This is a genomic window from Enterococcus sp. DIV2453a (genome assembly GCF_050533535.1).
GTDB lineage: Bacteria > Bacillota > Bacilli > Lactobacillales > Enterococcaceae > Enterococcus > Enterococcus faecalis.
Map to the genome: position 1 here is coordinate 2,534,847 of NZ_CP172899.1, position 13,827 is coordinate 2,548,673.

The 13,827-nt window shown below is 39.7% G+C and carries 12 protein-coding genes and 1 other annotated feature; of the genes, 3 read left to right on the plus strand and 9 right to left on the minus strand.

Translation table 11 applies throughout. The features are described from left to right. Nucleotides 1-131: 131 nt before the first annotated feature. The 3 genes from IGK03_RS12285 to IGK03_RS12295 all read right to left on the minus strand — a co-directional run bounded on the left by IGK03_RS12285 (nt 132) and on the right by IGK03_RS12295 (nt 2,446). Nucleotides 132-908 carry an HAD family hydrolase gene (locus IGK03_RS12285; RefSeq protein ID WP_002361040.1) on the minus strand — a complete coding sequence of 259 codons (777 nt, stop codon included), beginning with the start codon at nt 906-908 and terminating at the stop codon, nt 132-134. A 9-nt stretch (nt 909-917) separates the two neighbouring features. Beyond that, nucleotides 918-1,571, minus strand: a complete 654-nt coding sequence (locus IGK03_RS12290; protein WP_002354978.1) for a DNA alkylation repair protein — start codon at nt 1,569-1,571, stop codon at nt 918-920. 71 nt (nt 1,572-1,642) lie between these two features. Continuing rightward, nucleotides 1,643-2,446, minus strand: a complete 804-nt coding sequence (locus IGK03_RS12295) for a formate/nitrite transporter family protein (protein ID WP_002375588.1) — start codon at nt 2,444-2,446, stop codon at nt 1,643-1,645. Between the two features lie 323 nt (nt 2,447-2,769). On the opposite strand from IGK03_RS12295, the gene rpsD reads away from it, so the two are divergent. The 3 genes from rpsD to lepB all read left to right on the plus strand — a co-directional run bounded on the left by rpsD (nt 2,770) and on the right by lepB (nt 4,686). Next, a complete protein-coding gene (gene rpsD, locus IGK03_RS12300; protein WP_002365342.1) occupies nt 2,770-3,381 on the plus strand; it encodes a 30S ribosomal protein S4 in 612 nt (203 codons plus the stop codon). A 158-nt stretch (nt 3,382-3,539) separates the two neighbouring features. Next, nucleotides 3,540-4,088 carry a biotin transporter BioY gene (locus IGK03_RS12305; protein ID WP_002354975.1) on the plus strand — a complete coding sequence of 183 codons (549 nt, stop codon included), beginning with the start codon at nt 3,540-3,542 and terminating at the stop codon, nt 4,086-4,088. 61 nt (nt 4,089-4,149) lie between these two features. Beyond that, nucleotides 4,150-4,686, plus strand: coding sequence for a signal peptidase I (lepB, locus tag IGK03_RS12310; protein WP_010707024.1), 537 nt, complete (start codon nt 4,150-4,152; stop codon nt 4,684-4,686). 55 nt (nt 4,687-4,741) lie between these two features. Here the strand turns inward: lepB and IGK03_RS12315 are convergent, their stop codons facing one another. From IGK03_RS12315 to IGK03_RS12340, 6 genes are all read right to left on the minus strand, one after another. Continuing rightward, complete coding sequence (locus tag IGK03_RS12315; protein WP_202334915.1) at nt 4,742-8,578, minus strand: WxL domain-containing protein; 3,837 nt, start codon at nt 8,576-8,578, stop codon at nt 4,742-4,744. Further along, entirely contained in the window at nt 8,559-8,927 is a 369-nt protein-coding gene (locus tag IGK03_RS12320; protein ID WP_202334916.1) for an LPXTG cell wall anchor domain-containing protein, read from the minus strand. Before IGK03_RS12320 ends, IGK03_RS12315 begins: the two co-directional genes overlap by 20 nt. A 381-nt stretch (nt 8,928-9,308) precedes the next feature. Further along, complete coding sequence (locus IGK03_RS12325; protein WP_202334917.1) at nt 9,309-9,920, minus strand: YktB family protein; 612 nt, start codon at nt 9,918-9,920, stop codon at nt 9,309-9,311. Between the two features lie 34 nt (nt 9,921-9,954). Then, nucleotides 9,955-10,512 carry a GNAT family N-acetyltransferase gene (locus IGK03_RS12330; RefSeq protein ID WP_202334918.1) on the minus strand — a complete coding sequence of 186 codons (558 nt, stop codon included), beginning with the start codon at nt 10,510-10,512 and terminating at the stop codon, nt 9,955-9,957. Nucleotides 10,513-10,597: 85 nt separating this feature from the next. Further along, a complete protein-coding gene (gene pepT / locus IGK03_RS12335; protein WP_430602360.1) occupies nt 10,598-11,818 on the minus strand; it encodes a peptidase T in 1,221 nt (406 codons plus the stop codon). A 21-nt stretch (nt 11,819-11,839) separates the two neighbouring features. Next, a complete protein-coding gene (locus IGK03_RS12340; protein ID WP_002359061.1) occupies nt 11,840-13,483 on the minus strand; it encodes a peptide ABC transporter substrate-binding protein in 1,644 nt (547 codons plus the stop codon). A 49-nt stretch (nt 13,484-13,532) separates the two neighbouring features. Next, nucleotides 13,533-13,778 (minus strand) — a binding site (T-box leader). Nucleotides 13,779-13,827 lie beyond the last annotated feature (49 nt).

Genomic DNA, 13,827 nt, shown 5'->3' on the forward strand with positions numbered 1-13,827 from the left:
CGCTCAAAAACTAATAAACGGCGGGAACAGAAGCAACTCCTTCGGAAATAAGCCGAAATTCTCCAAAAATTAAAGAACAATTTTCGGAAATTCCTTCTTATTTCTCGGAGTTAAACACTTCTGTCCCGACCTCAAATGGCCTTCATTTCTTTTAAGGCTTTCCAAATCCCATCATTATCATTGGTATCTGTGACCATCGTGGCCACTTTTTGAATGGAAGGACTCGCGTTGCCCATTGCGACTCCAATCCCTGCATGGCTTAACATTTCTCGGTCATTTTCGCCGTCCCCAAAGGCAATGATATTTTTTGCATCAATGCCCACACGTTTAGCTAAATACGTTAACGTAGCTGATTTTGAGCCATCTTTAGGCACAACATCTACGCTATGTTGATGCCAGCGAATAAAGCGAAATTCTGGGTATTCTTCTTCAAACGTACACTGATCTTCTGCGTCATAAAAAGCTAGCGCTTGGTAAATATCATTTTGACGATAAAAGTGTTCATCATAAGCAGGTGAATGAAAATGAAAAGAGTTCATCGCAATTTCCATTTTTTCAGCACGGTGCTGGTTGCTCTTCTTAATATCATCTAAGCCCACACAAGCAAATCCTAAGCCGCGTTGATCACTGTCTTGTGCCAAACGTTCCAACGCTTCAGCATGCAATAAATTTTGATAATATTGCTCATGATCCACAAAAGCCGCGGCGCCATTACATAATACGTAATTGGTAAAATCTAAATCCCAAATCACCTCTTGCGCCATATAACGACTTCTGCCAGTTGCCAGCGTAACTAAGTGTCCTTGCTCCCGCAATTTTGCTAGCGCTTCTCTCGTGCTATCCAATGCTTTCTTCTCCGAATTTAACAACGTCCCATCAATATCAAATGCAAAAAGTTTTCTTTCCATCATTTCTCCTTATTCGCTCGCTTTCGCTAAATATTTACTGCCTTCTCGTTGTGCTAAAGGACTCAACACTAATTCTTTCATCAATTCCTCGACCCATTGCGGATTCGTTTTACTATATTGGCGTAATGACCAGCCAATCGCTTTTTGAATGAAGAACTCCTCTGTAGTTCTATCATAAATAATCGCCTTTTTCAACAGGTCCTGATTGGTCTTTTCTTTCAACATCAACTGTAAATTCAGCGCAACACGCCGATTCCAGAAATTTTCAGCGCCATAAAAAAGGGCAAAAATCGTTGGCAATTCAGTCAGATGCAACGCCACCCACGACCCAAAAAATTTTCGCCAAGCATCCACACTATCCCACCACGCTTTTTGTGGAACATAGGCTTTAAACGCTACGACCTCTTCTAATGAAAATCTCCGAACATTTTGAAGGGCTAAATCAATAGCGACATACTGATATTCTCGTTCTGTTTTTTGATAGTAAGCCTCAATCTCTTGGCATAATTTTTCCTTTGGCCACGTATGACTTTCTTTTAAAAGTTGTTTACTTAACGCTTGACGTTCTGGGGCGGGGATGCCTGCAAAAACAAATTGGTGTTTCATATAAGCAGACATTTTTGCTGCTGTTTCTGGGTTCTTCTGAAATTGAAGTGTGTCCATTCCTTCGCTCCTCATAATAAAAAAACTATACTAAAACAGTGTACCATGTTTTAGTATAGTTGGTTGGTCAATTAATCAAAATACGTTAAGTTTTTGTTGTCTTTATCTAACCAAGCATAGCCGAGACCCATAATTAAGCCACCACCGATAAAGTTACCGATAAAGGCCCAGAAAAGATTATGAATAACATTACCAGCTGTGAAAGCTTCAATTGCGCCGTTTGAAGCAAAGTAAGCTAAACTGAAGGCTGGGAAGTTGGCAATCACGTGTTCAAAACCAAGGAAAGCAAAGATAAAGATAATGAAAATAATGGCCGCGACTTTGCCGGCGTCATCTTTCATTCGCATACTCACTAATACGGCTGTATTAACCACAATATTGGCGAACATAGCTTCAACTAAAATTTGCAGGGTGGTTTTTTCTAATTTTCCAGCAATCGACGTAAAGAAGAAACTATCTTTTGGTAAATCTTGGAACGGCACCGTAAGTGATACCAAGAAACCAAATAAGACACCACCAATTAAATTGAATAAGATACAGGTAAATAAAATTTTTGCAGCTAAGGAAAAGTTGACTTTTTTACGATAGACGCCAACAGTCATGTACAACATATTCGAGGTACCAAGTTCGGCATTCATATATAAAATCATCACAAGTGACCAACTGAACATGAAGGCGTAAAGCATTTTCCCTAAACCATGAGAAATTCCTTCTCCTTTAATTGCGATTGCAAAAGCAACGGCTGTTCCCAACGTTAAAAATAGACAAGCAAGCATTGCACGAACAGCGTAGCGGGAAAAGCTGTTTGAGAATAAATTCACTTTCTTGTCGATGGATTTATCAATTTGTTCAAACAATGGTGAACCAGACTTCATTGTAAACTCCCTTTCATTCCGTTTTCAACTTATATTTTCAAAACATCTCTCCTTATTCTAATGAGGAAAAGTGTTTTTGTCTACCTTTTTTTCATATTTCACTTTAAAACCTTGACGTTTCCTATCCTATTAAGTATACTAGATTTTGTGTAAAATAATTGCAGCAGAAGAATAATAACTCGTCAACAGTTCATTGCCAAACTTGGTTCAACTGCGTAACCGCGGCTGCAAAGGCGAAGGTTGAAGAATGAACTGAACGAATATGAATTTTTCATCTAATTATTTTACTCCAAAAAAACATTTATTTATTGGAGGAATTTTTAATGTCTCGTTATACTGGACCATCATGGAAAGTATCTCGTCGTCTAGGTATCTCTTTATCAGGTACTGGTAAAGAACTAGCTCGTCGCCCTTACAAACCAGGACAACACGGACCTAACAGCCGTGGTAAAGTTTCTGAATACGGAATGCAATTAACTGAAAAACAAAAATTACGTCATATGTATGGCATGAACGAACGTCAATTCCGTACGTTGTTCATTAAAGCAAGCAAAATCAAAGAAGGTAAACACGGTGTTAACTTCATGGTTTTACTAGAACAACGCTTAGATAACGTTGTTTACCGTTTAGGTCTTGCAACTACTCGTCGTCAAGCACGTCAATTAGTTAACCATGGCCACATCACTGTAGACGGCAAACGTGTTGATATTCCATCATACCACGTTGAAGTTGGTCAAGTGATCGGTGTTCGTGAAAAATCTCAAAACATCTCAACAATTAAAGAAGCGGTTGAAGCAACTGTTGGACGTCCAGCATTCGTAAGCTTTGACACTGAAAAATTAGAAGGTAGCTTCACTCGTTTACCAGAACGTGATGAACTTTACCCAGAAATCGACGAAGCACTTGTCGTTGAATACTACAACCAAAAACTTTAAGATTTCAAAAGGTCGAACTGCGGTTCTTACCTTCTTTCAAAACCTTGCCTTTCTTGGCAAGGTTTTTTCTTTGCCCTCTTTACAAAATTGTTTACTTCCGCTAAACTATTGTTAACCAAATAAAAATAATTGGTTAACAATAGAAAGTGAGGCTTCTTATGAATAAAGCATCGTTACGCTCTTTAATTTTAGCAGCAGAATTCGCTGTGATTATTGCTGTACTTTCACAATTTACAATTCCATTGGGGATTGTCCCCTTAACTGGACAAACATTTGCCATCGGCTTAACCGCTACCGTTTTGGGCAAGCGAACGGGGACCTACGCTATTTTAATTTACTTCTTATTAGGATTAATTGGTTTACCCGTTTACGCTGGGATGTCTAGCGGGTTCGGTGTACTCTTTGGACCAACTGGCGGCTATTTAATCGGCTTTATCTTTAACGGCTTATTAACTGGTTATATTTTAGAAAAAACAACCTTTAACTATACTTGGGCCATTATCGCAAATATTGCCGGCGCCTTAGTTACCTTAGTTTTCGGTATGATTTGGTTGAAATATTCCGCAAATCTACCGTGGCCAAATGCTTTCGCGGGCGGGTTTGCTCCGTTTATTATTCCTGGTATCATCAAGGCTGTCGCAGCTGCTTATGTTGGTATTTTAATTCGCCAACGCTTTATGAAACGTTTTTTAGCACACCTTTCTTAAGGGGAAAACTTTTTTCTTTTCCTTGTCTGTAGTACACTAAAAGGACAAAGGAGTGAAGTCCATGTCCTCATTATTAAAACGATTGGTTCAGTTGGTTTTGTTAGTCGGCGCTGTCTTGCTAATTCGACACTATGTTTTCTCCCCTGCTGCGGTGAACGGCTCTTCAATGGAACCAACACTTCATAACAACGACCGTTTATGGGTGACCTCGATTAAAAAGCCACAGCGCTTTGATATTATCGCTTTTCCCAGTCCTCGCAACGGCCAACGAGTAGCCAAACGTTTAATTGGTTTACCTGGCGAAACAGTCGAGTATCGCGATGATACCCTTTATATTAACGGTGTATCACTTAGTGAAGATTACTTAGCAAGTGCTAAACGAAATGTCTCTAAAAATGAAAATTATACCCAAGATTTTACGCTAGAGACCTTAGAAGCAACCCAATCCCTGACCGTTCCAGAAGGCATGTATTTTGTCTTGGGGGATAATCGCCCACGCTCAGATGACAGTCGTTACTTTGGCTTTGTTAAACAAGCGAGCGTGGAAGGTGTTTTGACTTTTCGTTATTATCCGTTAGATAAAATTGGCTTTCCATAAAAATAATAAACCGCCCTCAAAAAGTTAGACTTTTTGAGGGCGGTTTACTATTTTTTTAAGGTCCAGTGACTAAGTTCCACGTCACCGTTCCTTGATATTTCTCATTTATTTTCCCTTGATTGGCAGGGACTTCTAATTTCACATTGGCAAAATCAAAATCTAATTGATAGACATCATTACCTGTAAATTGGTTATTAAGAATTACTGGTGTAGATGTGCCGTCACTCGTCAAAGCTAACGGCTCCGTAATTCCAACTTTATTCGTTAATTCTGTGACTTGATTATAGTTTTCGATTGTTGCAACGTCTGCATTGCCTAATAATAAGCGCGTACTAGTTGGCAAACTATCGGCAGACGCTTTTAGCTGTGATAATTGTGCTGTCAACTGCCAATTGGGTTGGCTTTTCTTTATCCGCAAATACGGATTACGTGTGCCATTCCCATAATAATCAGCTGCTTTTTTCAGGCCGTACTGCTTAGTACTACCGCTAATCATAATTTTTCCAAAGTCAAACGTCGGCGTACTAATGAAGCCTTCTTCTGCTGGTGTTGGCTCAATCGTTTGATCTTCGCCTTGAATACGTACAAAGTTACTAGCTGTCACTGGGAAAAAATTCCCACTTGCTGTCATTTCTGCGGTTAAAAGTTGTCTTGGTTCCCCAGTGATTTTCGCTGTGTTCACTGTCACTAAAGCTTCACCATTCACCGGAATTTCCACACCCAAGTTAACTCCTGTGCGCCATTGTTCTGCCGTCACTGGAATAATTTTATTTGGCGTATTACCAAGGCGAACAGCTAATTGGGTCGGCGCCGAAATACCTGCCGCCCATTTGGCCGTTGGTGCTAGTTTAACGTTGGTCAATGGAACTTCACTAGTGTTTTTTAGCCTAACTGTCCAAATCATAGAAGCTTCATTGGAGACAACTTCTAGTAACCGACTAACGGTCATTTCTGCCGTTGCTTGGACTTCCTCATAGACTGCCGTCATGTCGTCTTTATCATCGTAAGTTACGGCATAACTTGGCGTTTTCGTCGTTTTCAACGCAGTTTTATCAGTACCTTTGTACCAACCTTTGAACTTGTAGTTTTTGTCCCCTACTGTGTAGGTGGCTGGCAAGGCTTTGGCACTGGTGTAGGTGAAGCTGTTACTTGTCATTGGTGTTTGTTTCCCTTGCGTGAAACCTGTCGGTGGCGTAATTTTAGCACCAGTGGCATCAACAAAGTTTTCGGTGACTTGTTTTCGTGTGACTTTATAGTTTATCGTTTGCTTGTAGTCGCTAGTTCCATCGAAACCAAATAATCTTGGTTGGGAATTTGCACTAGTTAGAAATAATAGACTAGGAAGGACATCTCTTGTTAGTCCTGATTGGCCCCACCTTGCCTTAACAGAAAAAGTATTGTTCGTCTCTCTGTTAAACACTGTTTCAAAACTAGTAAAACTAGTCGTTGCTGAATCCGATAGAAGGTTGGTGCCAATGTCACTAATGGTCTCGTAGTCGTACAACGTAATGGTTTTCGTTGTTGCTTCCACTTTGTCAACATACTTCAATTCATTCGTAATATCAAAGTTGTTCAACGCAAAACCTTTATTTAAAACACCTGTTGGTAGATCAGAAAAAAGTTCATAATCATTAGGAATCAAGACGTTTTGCTTTGTTTCTACTTTATAGCGATTAGCAACGGTCGCCTCTTTACTTCCCACCATTGGGTAAAGCGAACCTGTTGCTTCAAAGGGACTAGTGGCGGTTTTTCTGAAAAATTCTGTATAGTTTCCAGAAAGCGTAAGTGGATTCGTGAACGCTTGACCTTGTTCATCGACAAACTCTGCGTAGAATCCTGGGTGAACAGTGATTTCTTGCACTTCTTCATAGACTGCCGTCATGTCATCCTTGTCATCGTAAGTGACGGCATAACTTGGTGTTTTCGTCGTTTTCATTTTGGTTTGATCAGTGCCTTTGTACCAACCTTTGAACTTGTAGTTTTTGTCCCCTACTGTGTAGGTATCTGGCAAGGCTTTGGCACTGGTGTAGGTGAAGTTCTCACTATCAATCACGGTTTGTTTGCCTTGTGTGAAACCAGTTGGCGGTGTAATTTTCGTTCCATTACTATCAACGAAGTTTTCGGTGACACGGCGGTTTTCTAAGTAGTAATAAATGGTTTTATCTGGTGCTGCTAAATTGTAGTTATTACCAACCAATCCAGAATAGATTCCCATTGCATACGCAGTTTTATTGGTATCCCAGGACCAAGGTAATCGCCGAGTGCCAAAAACAGTACCATTTGTTGATAAACGATAGGAAGTTGTACCACTAGTTGTACTTACAGTAGCATTCGGAGCTTCAATATTTTTACGAACTTCATTTGCCATAGGATATTTTGTCTTATCGCCTGTATAAGTAGCTGTTGGGCTGATTGATAATGTCTTATAGTATTTAGGAATGGTGTGATTCACATAGCGAGTGCCATATGTTTTTATACTCCCCTCTGGAATTGTGTACGATTTCCCTGGAATAGCAAGTTTTTTTAGCATGTTACTCGTATCATTCGTACCATAAATCTTTGATAAAACTGTAGTTTCTGTTTCACTGCTATCGCCTAATTCAGCTTCGATAGTAAAGTTGGCTGGATTGATTAATTCTCCTTTTTCATCAACATAGCCAAAAGAAATTTCTTCACTTGGCAGTGTGTACGCTTTGGTTGCCACTTCCTCATAGACCACATTCAAATCATCGTTGTCATCATAAGTAACAGCATAACTTGGTGTTTTACTTATTTCCAGTGTAGCTGGTTCAGTTTTCCCTTTATACCAGCCTTTGAATTTGTATGCTTTGCCATTATTAGCTGTGTAAGTGTTTGGTAAGATACCACCTTGAGTAAACGTATAATCATTATTGGTGATACTTGTTTTTTTGCCTTGAGTGAAACCAGTTGGCGCTGGGATTGCTGTACCGTTTACGTCTTTGAAGTTTTCGGTTACCTTGCGATTGGTTAAGTGGTAATATACTGGCCCCTCTGAATAATAAGAATAGTGAGTATCCATAGTGACAGAATCTACCCGCCTTTCCATAATAATTGGCCAACGAAGAGTTGTTGTCGTAAAGTTATTCTCAATAGTATTAGTATATGTTCCATCAACTTTCTTTTTAACATTCATATAGAAATATATGCTAGTAGTGCTAAGAGCCGCTAGACCTGAATTATTCCGTTGTTTTACAATCGGTAAAGGATAGGCTGGACTTATATTTCCCGACTGATCGTAGAGACTAAGATTTTCATAATATTTAGGAATACTAATAGAAAAGTTAGTAGGTGCTGTTCCCCTATAGGCATTTTGTGTTCCTGCGCCGTTTGGTCCTGGATAGTTTGTCTGTGCAATATTTGCAGCAGGTAATACTATTTGTTTAAGACCATTTACGTTTGGTACTTCAACATTTGGTGTAATTATTGAACTAGTAAATCTATTCGAATAATCATTTTGTTCCCAATTGATATAGTCGTATTTAATTGAGAAATTTTCTGGAGCAACTAAGGCACCCTTCTCATCAACAAACCCAATTTGAAAGATAGATTCTGGAAAAATGACTGTCGCACGTGGTGAAATTTTATTAATTGATGGTGCTACTATATCTTGTTCCACCTTCTCCTTTACTACTTCTTGCTTTACAAATTCTTCTGTTTCTTGCTCTTTCATACCTTCTCGACTTGTTTCAGTCGTTGTCTCACTTGTTTCTGTACTAGCTTTTGTCGTTTCTTCCTTCACGCTGCTTTCCGCGGTTGGACTACTTTCAATCGTCACAGTTTCCGCAACCGCTGTGACTCCTGTCAATGAATTAACTAATAATGAACAACATAAGCCAAATGTTGCTAACTGTTTAAATTTTATCTGTTTCATGTCGTTCCTTCTTTCTATGTACGATTCCCACTAAACCAATTAAGACCAAGCCGAGAATGCTAAGATTTGCCTGCCGCTTACTCCCTGTGCGCGGTAGCTGTTTATTGCCAGTGGTAATGGCGCCTTGACCACCTGCCATACCTTGATTAGTGCTCGTCTGTCCTGGTCCTTTCCCCTTGGGACTTGCCCCTGGTTGATCTGTTTTCGGTGAGGGCTCTTCTTTCGGGGGTGCCTTTTTGTAAAATTCAATCCCCACCGAACTAGAACCACGTTCAGACGCTTCAACATTTATAAAAAAACTAGGGGAAAATAGTAGGAACACAATCATTAAATAACGCTTTTTTTTCATTTAAAAACCTCCTTTTAATTCAACAACAGATTTGAGTTTCTCTACAATTACTGCTCAAACCACCTTTTTTCATATCTCTATAATAACAAAGAAAAAGCTTTCCAAAACACCATTATTTTCCATTTGACAACCCTATTTCCCACAAAACCCTTATATAACAAGCGTTTCGTGCTTTGTTATTTAAAATTATCCTTTGAAAATGATTGTCGAAACACGTTTATCCTTTAGAAATCGCCTTTAATTTCTTAAATTTTTGCTAACCAAACCTCAGAAAAGCTCACAATGTTAGTTTTCGATACTAACATTGTGAGCTTTTCTCATTTTTGACGATTAGATAATTCGATAAAATAACACTAAAACACAAAATGCTGTCTGTTTCTCTTATTGGGCAACAGCTAATTGGTACAATGGCAGGAGTTGTTGATAGGTTGCCAACATATAAGCTCGTGCTTTTTCAGGGTTTTGCCACAAAGCACTATCTTCGGGAATGATGCGCCCAATTTCAAACTCACCTTTTTTTACATCTCTAAAACGAGTTAAGGCTTTTTCTAAATCCGTGTCTGGTAGCGGAGTAATTTGAGGAACCGTGTGATTCAAAGAAACATACGTATCTTCTGGTAATGCTTGGAATAATTGCTGATTCTCTAAAAAGGCTTGCGCAATCTGCTTTTCATTTTTAGGATTATCAATAAATGACAACCACATAAACACATAGTCGCCCCAAATGCCTAATTGAAAATGCGGCTGCATTTTATAGCCGCGCTTATTCGGGCTAAGTGCTGACCAAGTATTTTCTGGTGGATACACGGTGCGACGGCGATGTTGCGCAATATGGACAAACAACTCCGTTCCTAGTTCAGGCGCTAGTTGTTCGGCAAAATACGTGTCTAATTCTTGAAAAATAGGTTGAATTTGCGCACGGATAACCGCCATTCGTTCATCTAATCCAGCAACTTCAAAGGCTGCGAATTCTTTTTCTGTAAACATCAACATTTCTCTAATTCCTCTCTTAACTTGTCTTCCGCTTCTATTTTTGTCGATTTTGCCATGTTTCCAGTGTCATCCCACGATAAACATCTGTGACAATTTTCCCTTTACTAATTCGGGCATTGGGCAGTGTTCCTTCGTAGGTAAAACCAATTTTCTCCATGACACGACCAGAAGCTGGATTGTCTTGATCATGTAAAGCAAAGATTCTCATGAGTTTCATTTTTGCAAAACCCAGTTCAACTAACGCCGTCGCGGCTTCAGGCATGTAGCCATTGCCCCAAAAGGCACGGTTCAAGACATAGCCTAATTCTCCAATATTATTGGTTTCATTGACCCGCAAATCAATCGTGCCAATCATTTTGCCCGTTTCTTTCACTTCAATCCCATATTTTCCTAAAGGTTCCCCCATAAAATATTTAGCAATGTTTTTTCGTGTTTCAGCGATTGTTTGGTTTTTCAAAAACACATAGCGGACCGTTTCCTCATCTGAAGCATATTCGTACATATCCTCTGCATCGGCTAATGTGACGGGCCTTAAAATCAAGCGTTCGGTTTCGATTCGTTGGTTTTCTGCAAAAATCAATGGATAATTCATGAGCAAAACTCCCTACTTTTCTACATACTTTACCGAAAAACAGCGAAACACGCAAGGAAAATCGGCATTTCCCTTGCGTGTTTCTTTAATTAGCGTTTAAGCGAATGATGGCAATGATCGTTTGAACAGCTTTGGCCATTGATTCAACGGTAATGAATTCATATTGCCCATGAAAATTCTCGCCACCTGTAAATAGATTAGGCGTGGGAATGCCCTTGAAAGAAATCTTAGAACCATCTGTCCCGCCACGAAATGGTGTGATGATTGGTTCAATGTCACAACTTTCCATTGCTTGGACGGCCAATTCTACAGGCGTCCAATCTTTTTCGATGATTTCCTTCATATTATAGTATTGGTCTTGGAAAGTAATTGTTAGTCTGGGTTTATCCGCCAGCGCATTTAAACGTTGGACTTGTTTTTCCAAAAATTGCTTTCTCGCTTGAAAGTTTTCTTGATCATGATCCCGAATGATATAGACAAGTTCTGCTTTTTCAATACTTCCTGTAAATTTATTGAGTAAATAAAATCCTTCATTTCCACGTGTTTGTTCTGGTACTTCCTTTTGCGGCAGTGATTGATCAAGTTGTTCGCCTAATTTAATGGCATTTACTAACGAACCATAGGCCGTTCCCGGATGGACACTGGTTCCCTCAATTGTTATCACAGCTTGAGCAGCGTTAAACGTTTCATACTCGAAATGCCCCACGCGGCCACTGTCAATCGTATACGCAAAAGCGACTGGGAAGTTCGGCGCATCAAATTGATCGGCCCCGCGTCCAATCTCTTCATCTGGACCGAAGGCGAGCCAAACATCCCCCCGCGCTACTTCTGGATGTGCCAAAAAATACTCAACAGCAGCTAATATCTCGACAATTCCCGCTTTGTCATCTGCTCCTAAAAGTGTGGTTCCGTCTGTAGTAATCAACGTTTCCCCTTGATACTCTTTTAAATTGGGAAATTCAGCAACCGATAAAACGATGCCTTGTTCTTGATTCAAGAGGACATCTTGGCCATCATAATTAGTGATGACTTTGGGACGGATATTTTCTGCTGAAAAATCCGCCGTATCCAGATGTGCAATCAACCCAATACTCTTCGCTGCAGGTTGGTTACCCGGCAACCGTGCCGTTAAAAAGCCGTTTTGTTCGTTATAATGCACATCGGCCAAGCCTAATTCATGAAGTTCTGTTTCAATCATTTTGGCTAAAACCACTTGACCGACCGTCGTCGGTGTGGTTTGACTATTGGCATCTGAACGGGTGTTAACTTTCACGTAAGTTAAAAATCGTTCGACTAATTTTTCCATTTTTTACTCCTTCTTCCTGAATCATTCTGTTAAATAGGCATTGCGCAAGTGGAAATAATCCCCATACAAGTGATAACTAATGCCTTTCAATTTAGGATTGATTAGATAATTTGAGGCACTTTGATACAGCGGTACTTGGGCAGCATCTTGGTTCAACAAGATGTCTTCCGCTTCTTTGTATTCTGCAAACTGTTTCTCTGGATTATTGGCATTAATCGTTCGTGCATCTTCTACCAATTGGTCGTATTTGGCATTATGATAATTGCCATAATTGTAACTTGATTCTCCTGCATATAAGTTAAAGTAAGAGTCTAATTCACTACTGCCGGCAATCCATCCTGAAAGAGACAACTCATAATTTTTTTCACGTCGCGATTGGTTCACATTATTACTTGGTTGCGATGAAATGGTAATTTCTAAACCTGGCAGATTTTCTTGCAACTGACTTTGAACATATTCAGCAATTCGTTTTCCTTGATCTGTATCTGCCGCCAGCAATGAAAGTTTCACTTTTTTACCGACATCCGCCTGGGCTTTCGTCCATTCAGCTTGGGCTTTTTTGACGTCATTTTTCAAATATTCGCCACTGTAAGCTCGGAAATCTTCATCTGTTTCTGGGTTCGCATAAAGTTTACTTGGAATCAATCCGTTGAGGGGTTTTGACCCATCGTTTAAGACACTTTGTGTTAAGGCTTCTTTATCAATTGCTTGGCCAATCGCTTTTCGTAAATGAACATTCGCTAATGGCGTTCCTTCTTTTTTGTTGAAATCTAAGAAGTAGTTGGCCACATCTGGATGACTGACATAGCCTGGATCATCTTGATATTGTTGAACATATTGTCCGTTAATGCGAACTAAGTCTAGTTCATTCGCTTGATATAAATTAATCCCAGTATTATCTTCTTTGATTGTGCTAACCGCAACTTCTTCCAGTTTCACTTGATCCGCATCATAGTATTCTGGATTTTTTTTCAATGTCCAAGTATCTGAAGTCGCATCCCAATTGGCTAGCGTAAATGGCCCGCTATAAAGTAAATGTTCACTATCCAAGGCGTAATCTTTACCTTGCGCTTCGACAAATTTTTGATTTTGTGGCGCTAACCAAGCAATCGAAACGACTGCTAAGAAGGAAGGTTGGGCCTGTTTTAATTCAACAATGAATTCTTTGTCATTAGGGGCTGAAATCCCTAATTCATCGACTGACTTTTCACCGTTGCGTATTTCAAAACTATTTTTAACACTATCTAGTAAATAGGCATTCGGTCCAATCGTCGCTGGTGTCACCAGTTTTTTCCAAGAATAAACAAAATCTTGGGCCGTGATTGGCTCGCCGTTACTCCACTTAATCCCTTCCCGCAAGGTAAAGTGGTACTTGCGCCCATCGTCACTAATCTTGACATCTTTTGCTAGAGCTGGCACCGTGGCACTATCATCATCAAACCGATACAGGCCTTCAAATAAATGTTGCGCCATTGTAAAGGTATTTTTATCTGTTGTTTGTGTTGTATCCAATGTTGAGATTGGTGCAGGTGAACTAATACTGATTTTTTGTTCAGCTGCTAAATTTCCCGAATCTACTTTCTCTGCTGCTTCTTTGGTTCCGCCACATGCGGCTAAAAGAAACCCTGTTGCAATCAAACCTACTACTTTTTTCCCCAATTTCATGTTGTTGCCCCCTCATATTTTTTAAACAAATAAAAAAAGCATTCGTCCTAAAAAGGACGAATGCTTATGCAATCGCGGTACCACCTTTGTTGATCTCTTCGCTAAAAAAGATCCGCTCGTTTCCAGTACAATCATACTGTAGCGCTATAACAGGCGCACCTGAATTGGTTTAAGCAAACGGCTTCAATCAACCTGTTCAAAGGCCATTTTCCCCTTTAACGTCACTACCTCTTCTCACCAAACGAGGCTCTCTGCAAGCTATTTTAAAAAGTACTTTCCTTCTCATCACATTTTGTTCTTTTATTTGTTTCATCAATCATACTGATTTACGGATAGTTTAGCAA